This window comes from Altererythrobacter chaiwopuensis (assembly GCF_054957755.1).
The window spans coordinates 1,924,432-1,948,363 of sequence record NZ_JBTXJG010000001.1; the positions used below are offsets into that span (position 1 = coordinate 1,924,432).

The window sequence follows — 23,932 nt, forward strand, 5'->3', positions numbered from 1 at the left end:
GCCTAATTGTTCCTCATTCGTTCACCATATTTATGGGAACGCAGGACAGGCGGCCAAGGGAGGTTTTCGCCATGCTGACGGCAAAGCAGCACGAACTGATCCGGTTTATCCAGCAACGGCTTGAAGAGACCGGCATCTCGCCAAGTTTCGAGGAAATGAAGGAAGCGCTCGATCTCAAGAGCAAATCGGGCGTGCACCGCCTGATTTCGGCGCTTGAGGAACGCGGCTTCATCCGCCGGCTGGCCAATCGCGCGCGGGCGCTTGAAGTCATCAGGATGCCGGAGAATTCTACCCCTGCAGGGCGCAGCGTCATGGCGAATGCTGTCATTGCGCGCACGGCCAGCCCCGCATCGACCGCGCCGGAAGCTGCCAATGACGTGATCGAAGTGCCGCTGCACGGCCGCATCGCGGCGGGTGCACCGATCGAAGCCCTGGAAGGCCGTTCTAGCATGCCGGTTCCCGCGGCGCTGCTCGGCCCGGGCGAGCACTACGCGCTCGAAGTTTCAGGCGATTCGATGATCGAGGCCGGGATTTTCGACGGCGATTATGCGCTGGTGCGGCGCACCGATACCGCGCGCGATGGTGAAATCGTGGTGGCTCTGATCCGCAACGAGGAAGCTACGCTCAAATATCTGCGGCGCGAAAACGGGATGATCCGTCTCGATCCTGCCAATGGCGCCTATGACCCGCAAATCTATGCTCCGCATGAGGTTGTGGTGCAGGGCAAGCTTGCAGGGCTCTTGCGTCGTTATCACTAGGGGTGAGATTGCGCGCCGGGCCTTGTCCTCCTCAATCCCCGGCACCGGCGCGCCACCAGCCATGCTGCCCTTGATGCTCGGCCACGGTCTGTATCTCGCGCCGGCCAAGCATTATCGTGAGGCCGCCTGACTGCTCCAGAAAGCGCTTGTCCGCTTTGAGCCAACGCGGGCGGCATGATGCGGGAAGCCAGCGATCTGCCACAACAATGTCGGCGCGCTCGCAGGCGGCAGCAAGCGCACGCTCTTCCACCCGCAGATTGCTGCGGGAAAGGAGCAGGCTCCAGCTACGCCCGCCGCGCTTGATCACCACGGAGCAGAATTCCCGGCTACATCGCGCGCCCGGCCAGTCTTCGATCGTGACCGGCTCACCCTGAACTCCCGCCAGTTCGAGCAAGTTGTCGCGCGCATATTCGGACCGGCTGTGGCGCAAGCTCGCCAACCGGCTCTTGTTGCCATCCGCATCGAACATGGTGATCCCGACATGCCGCCCGTCACGCGAAACAAGCACATCGGGAACCGGCGTGATCATCAGCAACAGCGTCGCAATCGCCACCGGCACCAAGCCAGCCAGCCTCCTGCGCCCTCGCCACAGCGCCAGCCACAATCCACCCGCGACATAAAGCGCGAAAGTCGGCCCGCTCATTTGCGGCATCAGCTTGATCGCGCCGGGCTGCGCTGCCGTCCAGTGCGCAATAGCCAGCAACAAATCGAGCGATTTGCCTGCCAGCCACCATACCGGAGCCCCTAGCCCCACCAGGTCGAGCAGCAGCGCAATGGCGATCAGCGGCATCGACACAAGCGTAACAAGTGGGATGGCAACCACATTGGCGAAGGCTCCATAGACCCCGGCCCGGTGAAAGTGGAACAGCACGATTGGCATCAGCGTAAGCTCGATTATCAGGCCGGTCACAAGCAGCATCAACCCGCGCCGCGAAACCCACGCCAACCAGCCTTCTTCGCGCGGCGCGAGAAAAGCCTTCACCGGCCCGGCATCATGCAACGCCACTATCGCCAGAACAGCGGCAAAGCTCATCTGAAAACTGGGACCGGCAAGCGATTCCGGCCACATCAGCAGCACGACAAAAGCAGCCGTAGCCACCATCCGCAGCGACAGTGCATCGCGGCCCAGTGCCAGCGCCAAAAGCACCAGAAGGGCACCGATGCAGCTGCGCACCGTTGGAACCTCGGCTCCGGTGAGCAAGGTATAGCCGATCCCCGCCAGCGCCCCGGCCGCTGCCGCGACAATCGGCAACCGAAAGCGCAGAGCCAGCGTTGGCCACAGCGCCAGCAGCTTCAACGCCAACAAATATGCGGCAGCGATAACTGCGCTGACATGCAGGCCGCTGATCGACAGCAGGTGGGTGAGCCCCGCGTCGCGCATGGCCTCCTCGTCAGCGTTCGATATGGCCCCGCGATCGCCGCTGGCAAATGCGGCGGCAATGGTACCGGCAGGCCCGCCAAGCTCACCGCGCACATGCCCGGCCAGTGCGCGCTGCACTGCCTTGAGGTGCTGCGAGCGCTGGGCCGAAGCAATCACCTCCACCTCACCAATGGCACTGCCGGTTGCAGAAAGACCCTGGAACCAGGCTGCTCGGGCGAAATCATAACTACCGGGGAGCATTGGCGAAGCTGGCGGCATCAGCCGCGCGCGCAGCTTCACCACTGCCCCCTCCGCCATTTCATCGCGCGCCTGATCGAGCGGTACATTGATCCGAAATTTGCGAGCTTCGGCGGTTTCGGCATCGCGCACCGCCAAGGTCAGCCGGATGCGACCCTCTGCCGCGCGGTCCTCACGTTCAAGGACATAGCCCTGCAACAGCTCGACCCTGGGGCGCTCTATCGGCTCAGCGCCGGCGATCTCCGAACGCATCCAGATTACCGCAAGTCCGGCGGCGAACAATAGTCCGAGCGAAATCAGCGCCTGGCGCAGATGCGGCCTGCCTGACACGCCGTGATTGTCCTGCCACAATGCCGCTCCCGCCAGGGCTGCGATCAGCCCCGCGCCCGCTGCCGCACTCCATTGCCATGGCCCGGCAAGCACAAACCAGCACGCAATGCCCATCGCAAATGCTACAGTGAGCCATGGCGCACGGTCGAAGCCAGAGCTGGCCAGGAACCGGTCGGCGAGTTCAGCCACGCTGGACAAGCGCGGCGCCATGCGCCAATGGCGCTGCAATGCAGCATCGCCGCTGTCGGCACCGCCCCCGATAGGCACCACAGGCGGGTTAGATATCGCCATCAAGGCATTGGAAAGGAAACAAAGACTTATGGCAAGCGAAAGCGGGGTGCAGGCCGGCGCAGTGGTTACCCGCTTTGCCCCCTCCCCCACTGGTTTCCTGCATATTGGCGGCGCGCGAACCGCGCTGTTCAACTGGCTTTTCGCGCGGCATCATGGCGGTAAGGCGCTGCTCAGGATCGAAGACACCGATCGCAAGCGCTCCACCCAGGAAGCAATTGACGCGATTCTTGATGGGCTGGACTGGCTTGGCCTCGATTATGACGGCGACACTATTTACCAGTCAGAGCGGGGCTCGCGTCATGTCGAAGTTGCTGAGAAGCTGCTCGAACACGGCTTTGCCTACAAATGTTATGCCAACCAGGAAGAACTGGAAGAGATGCGCGCGGCCCAGCGCGCCGCCAGGCAGCCGATCCGCTATGATGGCCGGTGGCGCCACCGCGACCCCTCCGAAGCACCCGCCGGAACGCCTTTCGTGATCCGCCTGAAAACGCCAGAGGACGGCGAAACCACCATCGCTGACCAGGTCCAGGGCCAGGTGACAGTCCGCAATGCCGAGCTTGACGATTACATCATCCTGCGCGCTGACGGCACACCCACCTATATGCTCGCCGCCGTGGTCGACGATCGCGATACGGGCGTGACTCACATCATCCGCGGTGACGATCACTTGAACAACGCCTTCCGCCAACTGCCAATCTATCGCGCAATGGAGCAGATTGAAGGCGGCTGGGGCGATCCGATCTATGCGCATATCCCGCTGATCCATGGCTCGGATGGCGCCAAGCTGTCCAAGCGTCATGGTGCACTGGGCGTGGACGCCTATCGCGACGAAATGGGCATCCTGCCGGAAGCCTTGTTCAACTATCTGTTGCGGCTTGGCTGGGGACATGGCGACCGCGAGGAGTTTACCCGCGAGGAAGCGATCGAGTTGTTCGATCTCGACGGTGTCGGCAAAAGCGCCTCGCGCTTCGACCTCAAGAAGCTCGAAAACCTCAACGGGCATTACATCCGCGAGGCAGATGATGCGCGTCTGGCCCGGATTTGCGCGCCGATGATCGCAGGCGAAGTCGATATTGCCCTGCTGACCCGGGCCATGCCGGTGCTGAAGGTGCGCGCGCGCAGCATGATGGAACTGGCCGAAGGTGCCGCCTTCCTGTTCCGCAAAAGCCCGCTGGAAATGACCGAAAAAGCTGCCGCCCTGCTCGATGGCGACGCGCGGCAGCGGCTCGCACTTGTTGCCGACCGTTTACGGGCGGAAAATGACTGGACAATCGAAGCACTCGAAGCCACTACGAAAGCACTCGCCGAGGAACTTGAATTGGGCCTTGGCAAGCTCGCGCAGCCCCTGCGCGCAGCCCTTACCGGTACGACAACCTCGCCCGGTATCTTCGATGTTCTGATCCTTTTAGGACGGGCAGAGGCGTTGGCACGGATCGACGCGCAGGCTGTTGCGGCGGGCTGAACACGAGCACGATTAAAGGAGACAGAATTTGGCGGACAAACACGCGAAACTCGAACTTGGGGGCCAGAGCCACGAATTCCCTGTCCTGGAAGGAAGCGTTGGGCCCGATGTCATCGATATCCGCAAGCTCTATGGGCAGACAGGCGCGTTCACTTTCGATCCGGGCTACAAGTCGACCGCGAGCTGCGAAAGCGCACTTACCTATATCGACGGCGAAGAAGGGGTGCTGCTGCACCGCGGCTATCCCATCGGCCAACTGGCCGAACATTCCAGCTTCATGGAAGTCGCCTATCTGCTCCTGAATGGTGAACTGCCAAGCAAGGATGAATTCGAGGATTTCGAATACACCATAACGCGGCACACCATGCTGCACGAGCAGCTTTCGGTGCTCTATCGCGGCTTCCGCCGCGATGCGCACCCGATGGCGGTGATGTGCGGGGTGGTTGGCGCACTGTCGGCCTTTTATCATGACAGCACCGACATTTCCGATCCCGAGCATCGCAAGATCAGCAGCCACCGGCTGATCGCCAAGATGCCCACGATCGCGGCAATGGCTTACAAATATGCCGTAGGTCAGCCGTTCATGTATCCGGACAATTCGCTCAGCTATACGGGCAACTTCCTGCGCATGACCTTTGGTGTTCCGGCCGAGGAATATGAACTGCATCCCGCCGTTGAGCGCGCGATGGACCGGATATTCATCCTCCACGCCGATCACGAGCAGAACGCATCGACATCCACCGTCCGCCTGGCCGGATCGTCTGGTGCCAACCCCTTTGCCTGCATCGCGGCCGGCATCGCATGCCTGTGGGGCCCGGCACATGGCGGCGCCAATGAGGCCGCGCTCAACATGCTGCGCGAAATCGGCACGCCGGACCGTATTCCGCAATATATCGAGCGCGCGAAAGACAAGAACGACCCGTTCCGCCTGATGGGCTTCGGTCACCGGGTGTACAAAAACTACGATCCCCGCGCGACCGTAATGCAGAAAACCGTGCGCGAAGTTTTCGAGGCGCTCAAAGTTACCGATCCGGTGTTCGAAACCGCGCTGCGGCTAGAAGAGATGGCGCTCAACGACGATTACTTCAGGGAAAAGAAGCTGTTCCCCAATGTCGACTTCTACTCGGGCGTAATCCTATCCGCGATCGGTTTCCCGACCACCATGTTTACCGCACTGTTTGCACTCGCCCGCACAGTTGGCTGGGTTGCGCAGTGGAACGAAATGATTTCCGATCCCGGCCAGGTTATCGGCCGCCCGCGCCAGCTCTACACCGGCCCGACGCAGCGCGACTACGTTCCGCTCACCCAGCGCTGAGGCTGCGCAGGCATGGGCAGACGGTTCATCAAGCTCGTCCTGCAGGTATTCGGTTTAGCACTGATCCTGTCGGGCGGGCTATGGACGCTGCAAGGCCTGGGCATCGTGATGTGGCCTGCCAACAGCTTCATGCTGGCAGATCGCAGCTGGGCTTTTTACGGTTCGATCACCGTGCTTGTCGGCGCAATCCTGCTGTGGGGATCGGGACGCATAGAGCGATGAAATACGGCTCCTTGCCTGCCAACAGTCAGGCTTTTTTGGGCAAAACCAGGGTGAAGGTTGCCCCCTTGCCTACCTCGCTTTCGACCGCAAGCGAGCCCGACATGGCCAGGGCCAGCTTGCGCGAAATGTAAAGCCCAAGGCCTGAGCCGCCATCGCCCGAACGGCCAAGCCGCTCGAACTTCGCAAACATCCGCTGCTGATCTTCGCGTGAGAGGCCAGGGCCCTGATCGCGCACGCTGACGCTGGGCAAGCCACTGCGCCACGGCCCCACCGAAATCTCAACCCGGCTATCCCTGGGCGAATAGTTGATCGCATTCGCGCCCAAATTGAGCACGATCTGCAAGACCCGCCGGGCGTCACCGGTTGCGGGACAAGTCTCGTCACTGCCGGGGCTGACCAGTTCGATCCGCTTGTCATTGGCCCTGGCCGTCAGCATGCTGGCAGCCTTGCGGGCGATATCGGCCAGATCGATCGCCTGCTTTGCGGCGGTAAATCCGGGTGCCTCGACAGCCTCGAGATCACCCAGATCATCAAGCAACCCGGCCAAATGTCTGCCCGCTGACACGATGTCGGCAGCATAATTCGAATATTCGGCGCGCAAGGGCCCGGCCAGTTTCGATCGGATAGTTTCCGCATTGGCGATGATCCGCGCTACCGGCTGGCGCAGAGCAGGCATCAGCGCATCCCCGATCAGACCGGTGCCGCCTGCTTGCGTATCTTCGTTTTGCGGCTCGGCTTGCGGCGGCGGCTGATCGGCCACCAGCAACAATTCAAATCCGCGCGGCATGGCGGCTACCGTGCCAAGTGGAATGAGGCGAGCCCGCCAGTCACGCTGCGAACCTGCTAGCTTGCACCGCACCCCGTCAAGCAGGCGCCAATGCAGGGGCTGACGGTGCGCGATCCCGATCAGTTCGACATAGTCCACCCAGGGCTTGCCGGCGTGCTTGCGGGTCTCATCAATCAATTCCGCCAGATCCGGCGCGCTGCCCTCACCGGCGAGCAGGCGCTGTTTGCCGTCGAGTCGCGCAGTAAATTCCGCTGTTGCCCTGTCGATCGCGTCCTGCCTTGCGGTGGTCTCGCGGTCATCTTGTGCCCCGACAGTTTCCCGCCGCCAGTTCTCGATCAGGATCTCACAACCATCGCCGCGATCCGCCGTCAAAGGATGTATGCGGACAAAGCCGCTCACGCGCGCATCGCCATCCTGCGCAGAAAATTCACGCGCCAGGCGCAAGCCCATTCGGCGCCCCTGCCGCACCAGTTCGAGCAGTTCTGGGATGGCAAGCCTGCCGGGAACCTGGCCTCCACAGCGCTGCTGCAGCTCCGACAGGGGCTGGTCAGCCGAGACCAGGCGGTCCTCACCATCGGTAAGGCCGCGCGCGGCCAGAAGCGAATCGGGAGCCGCCACGGCCTAGCGCCCGCGCCCCGCCGCGGTTCCCTTGAGCAGAGCTTTCGCCTGGTCCGCAGAAATGTCATGCAGCTGCGTGGGAAGCGCAAAATCCTGGTGGATCAGCGCAAATTGGCGGGTGATTTCATCAGGCTTGAGTGCTCCGGCACGCAGCGCCAGGGCAAGTCGCACTTGCTGGCGTTCGTGGCACGAGAGTATCGCCAGTTCGCGCGGTTGCTGCGAAAGCCGCGCCATTGCGGTCGCGAAGAGTGCCAGCCCGGCGTGCTCAAGATCGAGCGCGGCGCGCATTCCTCCTGCCAGGCCGCCTACCAGACGGGTAAGCAGGGCCAGCCTGCTACGGCCTTCATCGTAGCCGGCGCGCAGCTGTTGCGCCGCCCGTTCTGCCACACCGCCATCCTCTGCGACGGCGGCCTTTTTTGCCAGCGCCAGCACCTCGTGAAACAGCTCTGCCGGAAGTTCGACCAGCGGCAGGTCCATTCTGCGCTGCGCCTGGATGAAACGCGCCTGCGCGCTCATGGTAGCCATGGCCAGTTCCGCGACGTTTTCGTCCGGTGAGGCGATCAGTTCCTGCAACAGCGGCGTAAGCACCTGGTCGATCGCCGCGCCTTGCTCAAGCCGCTCGCCAAGCTGGCTTTCCATCGCGATGGCATAACAATGGCTCACCAGGATGCTGCTGGCAGCAAACCGGCCTGCAAGATCGCTTGCCGCTGCCGGGTCTATCTCCTGCTTTGCCCCTTCTGCCCTTGCCTGCGCCGCCAGCACCTGCCGCGCCAGATCGCCCAGCATGCCGCGCATGCGCGCAAGCACATCTTCGCTCACCAGGGCCTGGCCGGGAGAGGCGAGCAAGTGGCTGAGAACAGGCGCAACTCCGGCAAGCGCAAGGTCGCCACGCGCCAGCTCATGGCGCAAGGCGTCACTTGCCTCCGTCTGCTCCTGCGGTTTCATCACAGCCTCGCTCATCGCCTGCTCATAGCGCGGCTTGGTTAAGCCCGCGTTATCTTCGATTCTCGCCGAAAAAACAGGCATAATCCGAGTGCCAGCAAAGAGAGGCCGGCAACTGCTTGATCCAGCACGCCAAACCATGCCGCCGGAAGCAAAACCGACGCTGCGACGAGGCGATCACCCCAGGCCGCACGCCATTTTTCAGGGGCCAGACTTTCTCCAAGGCGCAAAAGCCCCACAAACATCAACGGCAGAAACATCCGCTGCGGCAAGGAATCCAGTTCGAACGGCAGCGAAAGAGCCATCACAAGCGAGAAATCCAGGATATTTCGCAGCAGGCCTGCGCGCCGCGTTCCCGGCCCAATTCCGCGCAGCCTGGCCTTGAGCCTGCCCAGTGCCTCACCCAGTTTAAGCGTAAAAGCGCCTACAATGAAGCTCGCCAAACCTGCGAAACTCAGGCCAATTTGCGAGAGCACCGCAGCACCCAGCAGACCCAATGCCCCAAGGCCCAGTGCCGTAGCGGGCCCCCGATCCAACGCATCGGGCGCCAATGCCCGGGCGAACCGGCGGCTGAGTGCAGTGCCCGGCGCGCTCCAAACGGCGCTCTCGACACTGCGATCAAGCAAAGCTTCCTCGCGCAGTGCCAACACCGCGCGGTCTCGCACCAACAGCCATTCTCCGCTATCGAGCGCCTCCGCGCTCACATCCACCAGCCTTGCCCCGGCCTGCAATGCGAGCCGCAGCAAAACCGAGATTGTGTCACAATCGGGCGGCATGTCCGCCAGTTGTTCCGCAATCCTTGCCCGCGTGACCAGCACACCGCCCCAGGCATGTTCCGCATCGATCCGCTCGAACCCAGCGGCCAGGCCTTCCTCAGCTGGCAAGGCTGCAACGCCGCGTTGCTCTCCTATGGTCGCGGCCAAGCGCTCACGATCGATCACCAGGCCATCGGCAATCACCACCAGCTCCTGATCGGCGGAAAGCAGCCGCGCCAGTGGCAACGGCCCCCGCACCAGCTGGAACTCCAAACCTGCGCTTTCCACAGCCTCGTGAAGGTCCTGCAACGGTTCGCTGTCGCGCTCTGCGAGGCAGATTATCCGCGTGCAGCCAAGGTCGCGCGCCATGTCCACCTGCCAGGCGATCAGCGATCGCCCACCAAGCCGCTCGAACGCGCGCGGCCTGCCCGCTTGCGTCAGTTCCAGTGTCGATAGCAATGCGCTGCGCACAGCGGCCTGTCCCCCGTTTGCCTTTGGTTAGTCGGATTTAGGGGAGACAATAGGCGCGGCAAGGCAGGCCTGCCAAGCGCCAGATTGGGCGGAATTGGGCAGTTTCAGCCGTGCGCAGGAATAAGCGGCCGCCCCGCTAGCCGCGCGATCTCCTGCTCCACCTCGCGCAGCACGCCAGGTTCGCCCGGAACAGCTTCCAGCGCCGCTTCGGATATGTTGAGCAATTCCTCCGCGTGGAAGCTTGCGGCAAGCCCTTTCAGACGCATCGCAGCAACACGCCAATTTCCGTCACAACGGGCGCGGCGCATCAGGTCAAGCTGCCGCTCAGCACTTTCGACCAAAGCGTTGCGTAGCTCAGCCAGCAAGGCGATGTCCTCACCCGCAGCCGCAGCCAATGTTGCATCAAGGGAACCGCTTTCATACGCCATTGGATGGCGGATATGCGCACAAGCGTTAAAGCGGGGTTTATCCTTTCTCAAAATCGAGTAGTTTCCGCAAATGACGACTGGATCGCATATCCGGGCTATCGGGCCTGAAGCCGCGCAGAACGCGCCTGAACAATCCGCTCAGAATGCTGGCGATGAACCGCTAATTCTGGACGAAGAACCGGGCGACGAGATTGATGAACCGGCACCACGCAGGCGCTGGTATGACTGGTTTGTACCCGCATTGGCGATGCTTGCCATGGCGGGGTGGACCGGGTTCTTTGGCTGGGCATTTCAAGCGGAAATTCTGACAGGCGGGACGCCGCAACAGTGGGCGGGATGGATCATGGACTGGTCTGTCCCGATCCTGCTGGTCGTAGCCTGCTGGCTTCTCGCCATGCGCCTGAGCCGCCGCGAAGCTGTCCGTTTCGGCGATACGGCTCTTTTACTGCGGCAAGAGGCGAGCGCGCTTGAGAACCGGCTGGCAGCGGTCAATCGCGAGCTTTCGCTGGCGCGCGAATTCCTGGGCACACAATCGCGCGAGCTGGAATCTTTCGGGCGCATAGCCAGTGAACGGCTGTCTACCCATGCCGGCGAGCTTCAGGCGTTGATCCACACCAATGGCGCTCAGGTAGAGGCGATCGCAACAGTCAGTGATACCGCGTTGATAAATATGGGAAAACTGCGTGACGACCTGCCAGTTATTGCAACTTCGGCGCGCGATGCCTCCAACCAGATCGGCCAGGCTGGCCGCACCGCACATGAACAGATTGAAAAGCTGGTGACCGGGTTCGAACGGCTCAACCACTTCGGTGCCGCAAGCGGCCAGCAGGTCAACACATTGACCGAACAGGTGAATGACACGCTGGCCCGATTCGAAGCTCAACTCGATCGGCTCAATCAGATTACCGAGAGCCGCTTCGCCGTTTTGAACGCGAAAAGTGACGAATTCCGCGCAGAAATAGACAGCCATGAAGCCGGCGCGTTCGCCGCGATGCACGGCCGCGCCGAAGAGCTGCGCGTTATGGTGGCCGCGCTAGGGGCAGAATTCGAAACCCAGGAGCGTGCCCGCGTCAACACTTTCCAGGACCAGATCGCCAGTTTGCGCGATGAAATCCAGGCGGTGAGCGCCGCGCTCAACCAAACGCAGCACGATTCCGTCACCATGCTCGATGAACATCGCGACCGGCTTTATACCGATCTCGCCAAGGTCGTCGGCAAGCTCGACCAGCTCGATCAGCACGCTGTAGCGACCGGGAGAAGGCGGATCGAAGCGCTGGAACTGGAAAGTAACCAGTTTGCGGCCAGGCTTGCGGCACACGATGCCGACTTCGCCGAAAAAATGGCCCGCAGGCAGGATGAATTCGATACTCGCGAGGCGCAGGCCAGCGAAGTGTTGGCGCAGCGCCTGTCAGAGCTCGACGAAATGCTGTCGGAGAGGACCGAAGCGCAGCTTGCCCGCCTCGAGAAACTCGTAACACAAGGCACTGATATTACATCGAAGGTTGAGGAACTGAATACCCTGCTTGCTTCAGTTTCTGAACAAGCGCAGCTTACCACCAGTACTCTCGGTCAAGGTCTTGGCGATACGACCGAGAAGCTTGCGCATAGCCGCAACGAACTCGCCGCCACCGGCACGATCCTTGGCGAATTGACCGAGGCCGGTATCCGCCTGCTCGAAATTATCCAGTCGGGTGCGCGCGAAAGCCGCGAAGCCCTGCCCCAGGCGATCGACAAGGCGGGGGCAATGCTGGGCGATGTTGAGCAGCGCGCGGCCATGCTCAAGGGCACGGTTGAAGCCGCACATGAGCGCAGCAGCAGCCTATCCGATTATGTCATTGCCGCCCGCGAAACTGTTGAGGAAACCGATCAGAAGATCGCGGCGCTCAACGCGCGCCTTGCCGAAGGTGCGGATGAAGGCCTGGCGCGGATTTCCGCCCTGCGCGGCGCCTTGAGCAAACTGGAGCAGGAAAGCGATCATGTCTCGTCGCGCACCAACGAGGAATTGCGGGCCGCGATTGTCCAGCTGGAAGATGCGGCAAGGCACGCCTTTGCGGCGATCGAGGACGGCACGGAAGAGCGGCTTGGCACACTGGCCAAAGAAATAGGGATCAAGGCCAGCGCAGCGATCGAGCAATCGTTGCGTGAAGAAGGCGCGCATGCTGCCGAGCGCATTGAGGAAGCAAACCTGCGGGCTTCCACCAGCGGACGTGAGATTGTCGGCGCCCTACGTGACCAACTCGCCAAGGTAAATGAGTTGGTTGGCAATCTGGAGCAACGCGTAGCCCGCGCGCGAGAACAGGCGCAGGAAAAGGTCGATAATGATTTTGCACGGCGGGTGGCCTTGATCACCGAGAGCCTCAATTCAAACGCCATCGACATCGCCAAGGTGCTATCACACGATACCACAGACACTGCTTGGGCATCTTACCTCAAGGGCGATCGCGGCATTTTCACGCGGCGGGCAGTGCGGCTTGTCGACAATTCCCAGGCAAGGGAAATCATGGAACTGTTTGAGGCGGATGACAGCTTTCGCGAGCATGTCAGCCGCTATATCCATGATTTCGAAGCCATGCTGCGCTCGGTACTTTCAACCCGCGATGGCAACACAATGGGGATCACGCTGCTTAGCTCGGATATGGGCAAGCTCTATGTCGCGCTCGCGCAATCAATCGAACGGCTGCGCGATTGATTATTGCCGCGCCACGGTTGTTCAACCAGGCGTTTCGCCTGTGCCGGGTGGCGGCGGGAAAAAATTCAGATCCTCGGCAGTGACCCAGCCAAACTGGTAATTCAGCACATAAATCCCGGTTAGGAGCACCGCAATAAAGGTCGCCCTCAAAGCGTGATAGCCGGGGCGGAAATGCGCGGGCGCGCTATCTGCCTGCCCGGGAATTTTCTCGATCCCCGCTTCGTCATGCGTCTTCACGCCAAACGGCAAGGTGACGAACGCCGACATCACCCAGAACAGCGCATAAATCGCGAGGATCGAGGTCCATTCCATCATTGCGCTTCACCCAGCATGATGATTTTGACTTGCGGCTTCTTTCCTGACCAGCGCTGTGCGGCGCGGCGCGCAGCAAGACGGGCTGCCTCGTGCACCGCATCACGATCTCGCGCTGCCTTGCCGCGCAGCGAGGCGATGGCCGAGACGACATCCTCGGCTGCCTCTTCGACAAACCCAGCCAGATCCTCGTCAAGCGGCAAGCCGATCGCTTCAACGGTCGGGGCATAGCTCTCGTCCAGAACCACTATCACCAACCCGTCGCGCGCCACGCGGCGGCGCATGGTCACCGCTTCACCATCTGCCGCCACGATAATGTCGCCATCGAGCACAAGCCGCCCTGCCTTCACCTCGGCCAGCTTGCCAGGGGCGCCGGGCGCGAGCCGGACAAGGTCACCATTGCTTTGCACCAACGCCGCCGGGATGCCGCTCTTGCGCCCAAGCCGGGCCTGTTCGTGCATGTGGCGCATCTCGCCATGGACCGGCACCAGCAATTCCGGGCGAATCCAGCCATATAGCGCCTGGAGTTCCGGCCTGCCGGGGTGGCCGGAAACGTGGATAGCACTCTGGCGGTCAGTCACCATCACGATCCCGCGCGCGGCAAGCTGGTTCATCACCCGCCCGATGGCGAGCTCGTTGCCGGGAATCTGGCGGCTCGAAAACAAGATCACATCGCCCGGCACCAGCTCGATCGGGTGGTTGCCTTCGGCAATGCGGGCCAGCGCCGCACGCGGTTCGCCCTGCCCGCCGGTGGCGATGATCAGTACTTCGCCGCGCGGCAGGCCCATCGCCGTGTCGAAATCGATCGTTTCAGGGAAGTCCTGCAGGTAACCTGTCTGCTTGGCCACGTCGATGATCCGATCGAGCGAGCGCCCGGCCACGCACAACTGCCGCCCGGTTTCACGGGCGACATCGCCCAGGGTCTGCAGCCGCGCCACATTCGAAGCGAAGGTCGTTACCAGCACGCGCTTACCGACATGCCGCGCCACCTCCTCCATCAGCGATCGGTGCACGCCGCCTTCTGAACCGCTGGGCTTGGCATTGAATACATTGGTCGAATCGCACACCAGGGCCAGCACACCCTCATCCCCGATGGCGATCAGTTCTTCCTCAGTTGTTGGCTCACCAATGATCGGTTCCTCATCAAGCTTCCAGTCGCCGGTGTGGAACACCTTGCCAAAAGGGGTCTCGATCAGCAGCGCGTTTCCTTCTGCTATGGAATGCGCCAGCGGAATATATGTCACGCCAAACGGGCCAAGGTTGAACGCGCCATGATCGTCATCGATGACAAACAGATCGACCGATTTGGCCAGCCCCGCCTCTTCCAGCTTGCGCTGAACCAGTTCAGCCGTGAATGGCGTGGCATAAAGCGGCACACCCAGTTCGGCGGCGAAATAGGGGACGGCACCGATATGATCCTCGTGCCCGTGGGTCAGCACGATCCCCAGCAGATCCTTCGCGCGGTCTTCGATGAATTCGAGATCGGCAAAAACGAGTTCAACCCCCGGATATACATCGCCCGAGAAGGTCATCCCCAGATCGACCATCAGCCACTTGCCGTTGCAGCCATAGAGATTGACGTTCATGCCAATCTCGCCCGAGCCGCCCAGTGCCAGAAACAGCAGTTCCTTCTCGGGAGTGAAATCCTTTTTCATCAACTGGTTCCGATCAGTTCGCTGCGCGGCGCGCCAGAATGGCAAGCCCGTCAAGCGTCAGGTCTGTATCAACCGCGTCGAACATGTCCGTATGCTCGTCAAACAGGATTGCCAGCCCGCCGGTCGCCACCACCTTGGCCGGTCGGCCGATCTGTTTACGCATCCGGGCGATCAGCCCTTCGATCAGCGAGACATAGCCCCAGAAAACACCGATCAGCATCTGTTCTTCGGTGTTGCGGCCGATAACGTTGTTATTGCCGGGGTTTTCGATCGCAATGCGCGGGAGCTTGGCCGTATTGTTGACCAGCGCATCGAGCGACAGGTTGATGCCAGGGGCGATGATCCCGCCCTTGTAGGCGCCGGTAAAATCCACCGCATCGAATGTCGTAGCAGTGCCGAAATCGACTACGATCAGATCACCCTGGTATTTGGCATGTGCCGCGATAGCATTGAGCGCACGGTCCGCACCGAGCGAACGCGGCTCGTCCACGTCCACTGAAATTCCCCAATCGGCATCGCCCTGCCCCGCGATCAGCGGCGTAACGCCGAAATACTTCTCTGCCAGCACAGCGATATTGTGGATCGCGCGGGGCACCACCGAGCCCACAATGATCTGTGTGATTTGCGCCTTGTCGAAGCCCTCGATCGCCAGCAATTGCAGCAGCCACACGGCATATTCATCGCCAGTACGGCGCGGATCGGTGGCGATCCGCCAGCGCGCCTTGATCTCCATGCCATCGAACAGCGCAAAGACCACATTTGTGTTACCGACATCGGCTGCAAGCAGCATCGAGCTTCCCCTATTCGATCAGGCTAATCGAGCGCCACGTCACCGGCGTGGATGGTGTGCGTCTTGCCATCGGGAGCGCGCAACAGCAAGGAGCCGCTTGCGTCGAGCCCGGCGAAGGCGCCGCTGATGGTGGCGCCCGAGGGATCATGCACCTTCAGCGCTGTGCCCACTCTATGGGCCGCCGCCTGCCAGCGCCTGAGAAGCAGCTCAAGCCCGTGAATGCGCCAGCGCTCGAGTTCGGCGTCGAAGGATGCTGCGAGCCGTCCGGCAAAATCCTCAGGCGAAGGTGCCGGTGCGACCTCAGCCAGGGCTATCGTCTTGCGGTCCGGCAGTTCGGGCGCCGCGCGCAGGTTCACGCCGATTCCGATGACTACGGCTCCCTTGGCCGTTTCCAGCAATATCCCGGCAAGTTTCGCGTCCCGCAGCAATATGTCGTTCGGCCATTTCAGCATGAGAGCGCCGGGTTCGGGACAGAATGGCAATAGCGCCTCGTAGACTGCGAGCCCGGTCATCAACGCCAATGTTGCTGCGGGCGGATCGCCAGCAGCAGGATGAACCACTGTCGAGCCCATGAAATTGCCCGACCCGTCAAACCACTGGCGCCCCTGTCTCCCGCGCCCGGCATTCTGGCGGCGTGTAACCAGCCAATCGCCCTCGCGCATATGCTCGCCTGCGACAAGCCGCGCAAGCAGGTCTGCATTGGTGGAGCCGGTTTGCTCGACGAAAGTGATCACACCGCCAGGAACAGCGCGCTTGCCGCCTTGTCCGCCAGATCGCCCAGCGACGGCGTAAGCAGGTAGCCGAGCGGGGAAATGATCAACGAGGTTATCGCCAGAACAGCCCAATGGCTGGCGTTGCTCTTGCCGGTCACCAGGCCCGCCGAATCGTCGAACATGATCACCTTGCACACCTTGAGGTAGTAGAAGGCGCCGATCACGCTGGCGGCGATACCGAGCGCGGCGAGCGCGATCATGTCCGCTTCAACCGCGGCCTGGAACACCACGAACTTGCCCCAGAAGCCGAACAGCGGCGGAATGCCTGCCAGGCTCAGCATCAGGAAGAACAGGCACCAACTCAGCAATGGTTGCTCGCGCACCATGCCGGCCATGCTCGAAATGTTCTCGACGGGCACGCCATCGGCATTTTTGAGCATCAGCACCGCAACAAAGCTGCCGAGCGACATCGCCAGGTAAATCCACAGATAGACCAGCATTGCGCTCGCACCCTGCTCAGTCGCGGCGGCAAGCCCGATCAGGATGAAGCCAACATTGTTGATCGATGAAAAGGCCAGCAGGCGCTTGATATTCTCCTGCCCGATGGCGCCCAGCGCGCCGACGACGATCGAAGCAAGCGCCAGGAAGATCACGATCTGCTGCCAGGCGTCGACCTGGCTGCCGAACACCTCCAGCGCCACCCGGGCGGTCAAGGCAACCGCTGCCACCTTGGGCGCAGTAGCGAAAAAGGCGGTAACCGGGGTCGGCGCGCCTTCGTAGACATCGGGCGTCCACATATGGAACGGAACTGCCGAGATCTTGAACGCCAGGCCTGCAAGCACAAACACGATGCCGATCAGCGCGCCGTTGGACAAATCACCGGCTATCGCTGCGGAGACGCCAGCAAAGCTGGTGCTGCCAGTGAAGCCATAGAGCAGGCTCAGCCCGTAGAGCAGGATGCCGCTGGCAAGCGCACCAAGCACGAAATATTTGAGGCCCGCTTCGGCCGATTTGTCATCATTGCGCAGGATCGAGGCGAGCACATAGGCCGCGAGACTGTTGAGCTCCAACCCAACATAAAGCGTCAGGAAATCGCCCGCCGAAACCATGATGCTCATGCCCAGCGAAGCAAATACAACCAGCACGGGATATTCGGCGCGCATGGCCTTGAGGCGATCGAAATAGGCAGGCGCGACCAACAGGCAGCCGATCGCGCCGAGATAGATCAGCGATTTGGCGAATGCGGCATAGGCATCGGCACGGAACAAATCGCCAAAAGCATAGGTGGCCGGGCCAACCAGCCCGTCATGCAGGGTCGGCACAAGCAGCACGCCCGCTGTGAACAGCCCTGCTACTGCAAGCCACGTTACCAGCTTAGCGCTCTTGTCTCCGCCCCAGGCCGCGATCAACAGCAGCACAAGCCCTGAAACTGCAAGGACGATTTCGGGCGCAATCAGCGAAAGCGAGGTTGCGTAGTCCATCAGTGGGCCCCCTCCTCGAGCTTCTCACTTGCATGCGGCATTTCGTTGGCAATCCTTCCAGTCGGCTCGCCCACCACAAGCTGGCTGTCACCTTCGGGTGCAGCACGCGCCACCCGCGCTTCGAGCGCGGCGATATCCTGCCGCATCGGTGCCAGGAAGCTTTCGGGATAGACGCCCATCCACAAAACTGCAGCGGCGATCGGGGCAAGCATTGCCCATTCACGCTTGTCGAGATCGAGCATGGCTGCCGCATCGGCGTTTTTCTGCTCGCCGAAGGCCACGCGCCGGTACAGGTAAAGCATGTAGGCCGCGCCCAGGATGATGCCCGTGGTGCAGGCTAAGGCAACCCAGGTGGAAACCTGATAGATACCTGCCAGCGCCAGGAATTCGCCGATGAAATTGCTCGTGCCCGGCAAGCCCACGCTGGCCATGGTGAAAAGCATGAAGAACAGCGCATATTTGGGCATGTTGATGGACAGCCCGCCGTAACGGTCAATCTCGCGCGTGTGCAGCCGGTCATAAATCACGCCCACGCACAGGAACAATGCACCCGAGACCAGCCCGTGGCCCAGCATCACCATCATTGCGCCTTCCAGCCCCTGCACGTTGAAGGCGAACAGGCCTGCCGTCACGATCGCCATATGCGCGACCGATGAATAGGCGATCAGCTTTTTCATGTCGTGCTGAACCAGCGCGACCAGCGAGGTATAGATCACTGCCACGATCGACAGCGCGAAAATCAGCCAGGCAAGCTGCGCGGAGGCTTCGGGGAACATCGGCAGGCTGAAACGGATGAAGCCGTAACCACCCAGCTTCAGCAGCACACCCGCCAGGATGACGGAGCCCGCAGTGGGCGCCTGCACATGCGCGTCGGGAAGCCATGTATGCACCGGCCACATCGGCATCTTCACCGCGAAGCTGGCGAAGAACGCCAGCCACAGCCATGTCTGCGCCGCTGGCGCGAAGTCATACTGCATCAGCGTGGGGATGTCGGAAGTGCCTGCAACATTCACCATCCAGAACATCGCAATCAGCATCAGCACCGAGCCGAGCAGCGTGTAGAGGAAGAACTTGTAACTCGCATAAATGCGGTTGTCCCCTCCCCATACACCGATAATCAGGTACATCGGGATCAGGCCCGCCTCGAAGAAGATGTAGAACAGGAACATGTCCTGCGCCGCGAACACGCCGATCATCAGCACTTCCATGATCAGGAAGGCGGCCATGTACTCGCCCACGCGCCTGGTAATCGTTTCCCAACTGGCGAGGATGCAAATCGGCATCAGGAACACGCTTAGCATGATCAGCATCAGCGCAATCCCGTCGATCCCCAGCGCATAGCTGAAGCCCGAGAACAGCGGCGCCTTCTCGACGAACTGCCATTGCGCTCCGCCGATATCGTAATTGAGCCACAGCACCACGCCGAGCGCGAGATTGGCCAGCGTTGCCGCCAACGCGGTCAGCCGCGCAGCCTGCGCCTCAAGAAAGAAGCAGGCGATGCCTGCCACCAGCGGGACCAGCAGCATGGCCGAAAGGATCGGAAACCCGTCCATCAAAAGAGCACCCAGGTAATCGCGGCGACCAGGCCGAGCAGCATGATCAGCGCGTAGCTATAGAGATATCCGGACTGCACCTTCTTCGCGACCAGCGCGCCGCGCTGCACCAGCCAGGCGGCACCATCGGGGCCGAAACGATCGATCGTGCCGATATCGCCCCTTTGCCAGAACAGGCGGCCCAGCCAGAAGGCAGGCTTGACGAAGATCACATTGTAAAGCTCGTCAAAGTACCATTTGTTGTAGACGAAATTGTGGACCACGCGGAATTGCGCCACGAATTTGCCCGGAATGCTCGTGTTCCTGATATAGGCCCACCATGCCCCGGCAAAGCCCAGCACCATCACGATGAAGGCGGCATATTTCACCGGCATCGGCACTGCGTGCATCGCGTGGATCAGCGGCTCGTTATAGAAGATCGAATTGCTCCAGAACGATGCATCGTCAAGGAATGTCGGCGCAAACACCTGCCCGGCGGCGATTGCCCCCACTGACAGCAGGCCAAGGGGGACCAGCATTGAAGGCGGGCTTTCATGTGGATGATAGCCGCCGGTAGTGTCTTCTCCGGCCTGCGCGGGCGTCCTGTGAACCGAATGCTGGATATGCTCGCTCTCGATCCAGCGCGGCTTGCCCCAGAAGGTAAGGAACATCAGGCGCCAGCTATAAAAGCTTGTCAGCAGGGCGGCGAAAACGCCCATCCAGAAGGCGAAACTGGCCATGCCGGTGCCGCGGGCATAGGCGACTTCGATGATCGCATCCTTCGACCAGAAGCCGGCGAAGCCAAGGTGCAGGTCATAGATGCCGACACCGGTGATCGCCAGCGTACCCGCCATCATCGCCCAGAAGGTAAGCGGGATGTGTTTACGCAGGCCGCCGTAATAACGCATGTCCTGTTCGTGATGCATGGCGTGGATCACGCTGCCAGCGCCTAGGAACAGCAGCGCCTTGAAGAAAGCATGGGTGAAGAGGTGGAACATGGCCACGCCATAGGCGCCGACACCTGCGGCAAAGAACATGTAACCGAGCTGTGAGCAGGTGGAATAGGCGATCACCCGCTTGATGTCCCACTGCGTGGTCCCGATCGTGGCGGCGAAGATGCAGGTGGCCGCTCCGACAAACACCACCATGCCCAATGCAATCGGTGCTGCCTCGAACATAGGTGACAGCCGGCAGACCATGAACACACCGGCGGTCACCATGGTTGCGGCGTGGATCAGCGCCGAAACCGGGGTCGGGCCTTCCATCGCGTCGGGCAACCAGGTGTGCAGGCCCAGCTGCGCCGATTTGCCCATCGCTCCGATGAACAGAAGGATGCACAGCAGGTCCATCGTTTGCATGCGATAGCCGAGGAAGCCGATGGTCGAACCCGTCATCCCCGGCGCGGCGGCCAGGATCTCGGGGATCGAGGTGGTCTGGAACACCAGATAGGTGCCGAAAATGCCCAGCATGAAGCCGAGGTCGCCCACGCGGTTGACCACGAAGGCCTTGATCGCGGCGGCGTTGGCGCTCGGCTTCTTGAACCAGAAACCGATCAGCAGATAGCTGGCCAGCCCCACCCCTTCCCAACCGAAGAACATCTGCACCAGATTGTCGGCCGTCACCAGCATCAGCATGGCGAAGGTGAACAGCGAGAGATAGGCGAAGAAGCGCGGCTGGTCCGGGTCCTCTTCCATGTATCCCCATGAATAGAGGTGCACGAGCGCGGAGACAGTGGTGATCACCACCAACATCACGGCGGTCAGCGCATCCACCTGCAGCGCCCAGTCGAAACTCAGCGTGCCTGAATGAACCCAGGTCATGACCGGAACGACTTCCGCGACCGCATTTCCGGCGACGAAGCTCAGGAAAATCGGCCAGCTCAGTGCGCAGGAAATGAACAGCGCGCCCGTGGTGAGCGACTTGGTGACGGTGTTGCCGAGCATGCGATTGCCGAGCCCTGCCACGATGGCCGCGAGCAATGGCAGGAACACGATGAAGAGGATGGAGTTCACTTGGCAACTCCCTCGTCATTGCGAGCGTAGCGAAGCAATCCAGCGCGGGTCGCACAACGGCTCTGGATTGCCGCGTCGCCTGCGGCTCCTCGCAATGACGGGATTGTGAAGTTCATTTTTACCCCTTCATCTGCGTGGCATCGTCGACCGCGATGGTGCCGCGGTTGCGGAAATAGATGACCAGGATCGCCAGCCCGATCGCCGCCTCTGCCGCAGCCACGGTCAGCACCAGCATGGCGAACACCTGACCGACCAGATCGTTCATGAAGGCGCTGAATGCGACGAAGTTGATGTTCACCGAAAGCAGGATCAGTTCGATCGCCATCAGGATGACGATCACGTTCTTGCGGTTGAGGAAAATGCCCAGCACGCCCAGCACGAACAGGATCGCACTGACGGTGATATAATGTTCGATGCCAATCACAGCTCGACCCCCTGCCCTACGCCGGGCTGCTTCATCACGGTCGCATCTTCGGGGCGGCGGCGGACCTGCTTGCCGATGTCCTGCCGGGCGCGCGTACCATCCGGGCGCTGGCGATGGGTCAGCACGATGGCACCGATCATCGCCACCAGCAGGATGATGCCGGCCACCTCGAACAGGAATATATAGCGGCTATAGAGCAGCGCACCGATTGCCTCGATATTGTTCGCACCCAGCGGGGCCGCACCACTGCCGTCGGGAGTCCCCAGCTTTACCCCGCCCGCGCTCCACGCCACCAGCCCCACGAACAGCTCGAGGAACAGGATCAGCGCCACCAGCAGGCCGAGCGGAAAATTCTTGACGAAACCGGCCCGCAACGCGGCGAAATCGATGTTGAGCATCATCACCACGAACAGGAACAGCACGGCGACTGCACCAACATAAACAATCACCAGCAGCATGGCGATGAATTCGGCGCCAACGAGCACCATCAGCCCCGCGGCGTTGAAGAATGCCAGGATCAGCCACAGCACGGAATGCACCGGGTTGCGCGACGTGATGACCATCAGCGCGCTGGCGATCATCAGCCCTGCGAACAGGTAGAAAGATAAGGTTTGGATCATTTTTCCTTCACACCCCTCTCGTCATCCCCGCGAAAGCGGGGATCCAGAGCGGAGCCAATGCCGCTGGAAGGCGGATTCCCGCTTTCGCGGGAATGACGGTGTTCATGGTATTGACCTTGCCCCTCATCATCTCGCGCGGCCCCCTAACGATACGGCGCATCGGCTTCAAGGTTTGCGGCGATGGCGCGCTCCCACTTGTCCCCGTTGGCCAGCAGTTTTGCCTTGTCGTAGAGCAGTTCCTCGCGTGTTTCGGTGGCGTATTCGAAGTTCGGCCCCTCGACGATGGCATCGACCGGGCAGGCCTCCTGGCAAAAGCCGCAATAGATGCACTTGGTCATGTCGATGTCATAGCGGGTGGTGCGGCGGCTACCGTCTTCGCGCGGTTCGCTCTCGATCGTGATCGCCTGCGCCGGGCATACCGCCTCGCACAGCTTGCAGGCGATGCAGCGTTCCTCGCCATTGGGATAGCGGCGCAGCGCATGCTCGCCCCGGAAACGCGGCGAGATCGGGTTTTTTTCGAACGGATAGTTGATCGTCACCTTGGGCTTGAAGAAATACTTCAAGGTCAGGGCGTGCGCCTTGAGGAATTCCCACAGGGTGAACGATTTGATGAGGTGGAGGGCGGTACTCATCCCAGCTGCCCTCCGAAATGACCGGTTGCCATCAGATATCCGGAAATCAGCACCACGAAGATCAGGCTCATCGGCAAAAACACCTTCCAGCCAAGCCGCATCAGCTGGTCATAGCGATAGCGCGGCACGGTCGCCATCACCCAGCTGAACATGAAGAAGAACAGGAATGTCTTGCCCAGGAACCAGATGATGCCCGGCACATAATAGAGCGGCGCCCAGTCCACCGGCGGCAGCCACCCGCCAAAGAACAGCAGCGTGTTGAGGCTGCACATCAACAGGATGTTGGCATATTCACCGAGCCAGAACAGCGCGAAGCTCATCGAGCTGTATTCGGTCTGGTAGCCGGCTACGAGTTCCGATTCCGCTTCGGTCAGGTCAAACGGCACGCGCGCTGTTTCCGCCAGCGAGGAGATGAAGAACACCACCCATATCGGGAATAGCAGCAGGTTGAACCAGTAGCCGTTGACGAAGCCCAGCCCGTGGCCGCGCTGACCCTCAACGATTTCGCTGAGGTTGAAGCTGCCCGCCAACAGCACCACGCAGATCAGGATGAAGCCGATCGAGACCTCGTAACTGATCATCTGCGCAGCCGAACGCATGGCAGAGAAGAAGGGGTATTTCGAGTTCGAGGCCCAGCCCGCCATCACCACGCCGTAAACCGACAGCGAGGAGATCGCGAGGATATAGAGCAGGCCGACGTTGATGTCTGCCAGCACCACGCCCGCATCGAACGGGATTACTGCCCATGCGGCCAGCGCCACGGTGAAGGTGACGATTGGCGCAAGGATGAAGATGCCCTTGTTCGCGGCCGAGGGAATGATGGTTTCCTGCAGGAACACCTTGAGCCCGTCAGCAAAGCTTTGCAGCAGGCCGAATGGGCCGACCACGTTGGGTCCGCGCCGCAGATTGATCGCCGCCCATACCTTGCGATCGACATAGATGATCATCGCCACCGCCAGCATCAAAGGTAGCGCGATCAGCAGGATGCCGCTGATCGTGGCGACGAACCACGCCCATTCATAGGGCATCCACTGGTCAAAGAATGCAGTCATTGCGCGCGCCCCTCGTCATCGCG

21 protein-coding genes are annotated in these 23,932 nt (G+C 61.3%); 5 read left to right on the top strand and 16 right to left on the bottom strand.

Annotation, left to right across the window (positions count from 1 at the left end; genetic code table 11):
• Positions 1 to 71 precede the first annotated feature (71 nt).
• Complete coding sequence (lexA, locus tag ACX2DJ_RS09530; RefSeq protein ID WP_462572273.1) at positions 72 to 758, top strand: transcriptional repressor LexA; 687 nt, start codon at positions 72 to 74, stop codon at positions 756 to 758.
• A 31-nt stretch (positions 759 to 789) separates the two neighbouring features.
• On the opposite strand, the gene ACX2DJ_RS09535 is transcribed toward lexA, so the two are convergent.
• Positions 790 to 2,997, bottom strand: coding sequence for a ComEC/Rec2 family competence protein (locus tag ACX2DJ_RS09535; protein WP_462572274.1), 2,208 nt, complete (start codon positions 2,995 to 2,997; stop codon positions 790 to 792).
• A 28-nt stretch (positions 2,998 to 3,025) separates the two neighbouring features.
• On the opposite strand from ACX2DJ_RS09535, the gene gltX reads away from it, so the two are divergent.
• From gltX to ACX2DJ_RS09550, 3 genes are read left to right on the top strand one after another with little or no spacing between them, the layout of a single operon-like run.
• Complete coding sequence (gltX, locus tag ACX2DJ_RS09540) at positions 3,026 to 4,459, top strand: glutamate--tRNA ligase (protein WP_462572275.1); 1,434 nt, start codon at positions 3,026 to 3,028, stop codon at positions 4,457 to 4,459.
• 28 nt (positions 4,460 to 4,487) lie between these two features.
• Positions 4,488 to 5,774, top strand: coding sequence for a citrate synthase (locus tag ACX2DJ_RS09545; protein ID WP_462572276.1), 1,287 nt, complete (start codon positions 4,488 to 4,490; stop codon positions 5,772 to 5,774).
• A 12-nt stretch (positions 5,775 to 5,786) separates the two neighbouring features.
• Positions 5,787 to 5,996 (top strand): hypothetical protein, encoded by a 210-nt coding sequence (locus ACX2DJ_RS09550; RefSeq protein WP_462572277.1) that lies wholly within the window; start codon positions 5,787 to 5,789, stop codon positions 5,994 to 5,996.
• A gap of 25 nt (positions 5,997 to 6,021) precedes the next feature.
• On the opposite strand, the gene ACX2DJ_RS09555 is transcribed toward ACX2DJ_RS09550, so the two are convergent.
• From ACX2DJ_RS09555 to ACX2DJ_RS09570, 4 genes are all read right to left on the bottom strand, one after another.
• A complete protein-coding gene (locus ACX2DJ_RS09555) occupies positions 6,022 to 7,401 on the bottom strand; it encodes a sensor histidine kinase (RefSeq protein ID WP_462572278.1) in 1,380 nt (459 codons plus the stop codon).
• 3 nt (positions 7,402 to 7,404) lie between these two features.
• Positions 7,405 to 8,361 carry a hypothetical protein gene (locus tag ACX2DJ_RS09560; RefSeq protein WP_462572279.1) on the bottom strand — a complete coding sequence of 319 codons (957 nt, stop codon included), beginning with the start codon at positions 8,359 to 8,361 and terminating at the stop codon, positions 7,405 to 7,407.
• A gap of 23 nt (positions 8,362 to 8,384) precedes the next feature.
• Positions 8,385 to 9,569 (bottom strand): hypothetical protein, encoded by a 1,185-nt coding sequence (locus ACX2DJ_RS09565; protein ID WP_462572280.1) that lies wholly within the window; start codon positions 9,567 to 9,569, stop codon positions 8,385 to 8,387.
• A 104-nt stretch (positions 9,570 to 9,673) separates the two neighbouring features.
• Positions 9,674 to 9,997 (bottom strand): Hpt domain-containing protein, encoded by a 324-nt coding sequence (locus tag ACX2DJ_RS09570; protein WP_462572281.1) that lies wholly within the window; start codon positions 9,995 to 9,997, stop codon positions 9,674 to 9,676.
• A 70-nt stretch (positions 9,998 to 10,067) separates the two neighbouring features.
• On the opposite strand from ACX2DJ_RS09570, the gene ACX2DJ_RS09575 reads away from it, so the two are divergent.
• The gene (locus tag ACX2DJ_RS09575) at positions 10,068 to 12,686 is read left to right on the top strand and encodes a coiled-coil domain-containing protein (protein ID WP_462572282.1); all 2,619 of its coding nucleotides are present in this window, start codon (positions 10,068 to 10,070) and stop codon (positions 12,684 to 12,686) included.
• A 21-nt stretch (positions 12,687 to 12,707) separates the two neighbouring features.
• Here ACX2DJ_RS09575 and ACX2DJ_RS09580 read toward each other — a convergent pair whose 3' ends face one another.
• The 11 genes from ACX2DJ_RS09580 to nuoH all read right to left on the bottom strand — a co-directional run bounded on the left by ACX2DJ_RS09580 (position 12,708) and on the right by nuoH (position 23,909).
• Positions 12,708 to 12,998, bottom strand: a complete 291-nt coding sequence (locus tag ACX2DJ_RS09580; RefSeq protein ID WP_462572584.1) for a DUF1467 family protein — start codon at positions 12,996 to 12,998, stop codon at positions 12,708 to 12,710.
• Positions 12,998 to 14,653: a ribonuclease J gene (locus tag ACX2DJ_RS09585; RefSeq protein ID WP_462572283.1), complete on the bottom strand. Its 1,656-nt coding sequence runs from the start codon at positions 14,651 to 14,653 to the stop codon at positions 12,998 to 13,000. Before ACX2DJ_RS09585 ends, ACX2DJ_RS09580 begins: the two co-directional genes overlap by 1 nt.
• A gap of 13 nt (positions 14,654 to 14,666) precedes the next feature.
• Positions 14,667 to 15,443, bottom strand: coding sequence for a type III pantothenate kinase (locus tag ACX2DJ_RS09590; protein WP_462572284.1), 777 nt, complete (start codon positions 15,441 to 15,443; stop codon positions 14,667 to 14,669).
• A gap of 23 nt (positions 15,444 to 15,466) precedes the next feature.
• Positions 15,467 to 16,177: a biotin--[acetyl-CoA-carboxylase] ligase gene (locus tag ACX2DJ_RS09595; RefSeq protein WP_462572285.1), complete on the bottom strand. Its 711-nt coding sequence runs from the start codon at positions 16,175 to 16,177 to the stop codon at positions 15,467 to 15,469.
• The gene (gene nuoN, locus ACX2DJ_RS09600) at positions 16,174 to 17,637 is read right to left on the bottom strand and encodes an NADH-quinone oxidoreductase subunit NuoN (RefSeq protein ID WP_462572286.1); all 1,464 of its coding nucleotides are present in this window, start codon (positions 17,635 to 17,637) and stop codon (positions 16,174 to 16,176) included. The genes ACX2DJ_RS09595 and nuoN overlap by 4 nt, the downstream gene beginning before the upstream one ends.
• Positions 17,637 to 19,190 carry an NADH-quinone oxidoreductase subunit M gene (locus ACX2DJ_RS09605; protein WP_462572287.1) on the bottom strand — a complete coding sequence of 518 codons (1,554 nt, stop codon included), beginning with the start codon at positions 19,188 to 19,190 and terminating at the stop codon, positions 17,637 to 17,639. The genes nuoN and ACX2DJ_RS09605 overlap by 1 nt, the downstream gene beginning before the upstream one ends.
• The gene (gene nuoL, locus ACX2DJ_RS09610) at positions 19,190 to 21,181 is read right to left on the bottom strand and encodes an NADH-quinone oxidoreductase subunit L (RefSeq protein WP_462572288.1); all 1,992 of its coding nucleotides are present in this window, start codon (positions 21,179 to 21,181) and stop codon (positions 19,190 to 19,192) included. The genes ACX2DJ_RS09605 and nuoL overlap by 1 nt, the downstream gene beginning before the upstream one ends.
• Positions 21,182 to 21,299: 118 nt before the next feature.
• Positions 21,300 to 21,605 carry an NADH-quinone oxidoreductase subunit NuoK gene (gene nuoK, locus ACX2DJ_RS09615; protein ID WP_462572289.1) on the bottom strand — a complete coding sequence of 102 codons (306 nt, stop codon included), beginning with the start codon at positions 21,603 to 21,605 and terminating at the stop codon, positions 21,300 to 21,302.
• Positions 21,602 to 22,225 (bottom strand): NADH-quinone oxidoreductase subunit J, encoded by a 624-nt coding sequence (locus ACX2DJ_RS09620; RefSeq protein ID WP_462572290.1) that lies wholly within the window; start codon positions 22,223 to 22,225, stop codon positions 21,602 to 21,604. Before ACX2DJ_RS09620 ends, nuoK begins: the two co-directional genes overlap by 4 nt.
• A 143-nt stretch (positions 22,226 to 22,368) precedes the next feature.
• A complete protein-coding gene (gene nuoI, locus ACX2DJ_RS09625; RefSeq protein WP_462572291.1) occupies positions 22,369 to 22,857 on the bottom strand; it encodes an NADH-quinone oxidoreductase subunit NuoI in 489 nt (162 codons plus the stop codon).
• A complete protein-coding gene (nuoH, locus tag ACX2DJ_RS09630) occupies positions 22,854 to 23,909 on the bottom strand; it encodes an NADH-quinone oxidoreductase subunit NuoH (RefSeq protein ID WP_462572292.1) in 1,056 nt (351 codons plus the stop codon). Before nuoH ends, nuoI begins: the two co-directional genes overlap by 4 nt.
• Between the last annotated feature and the right edge of the window lie 23 nt (positions 23,910 to 23,932).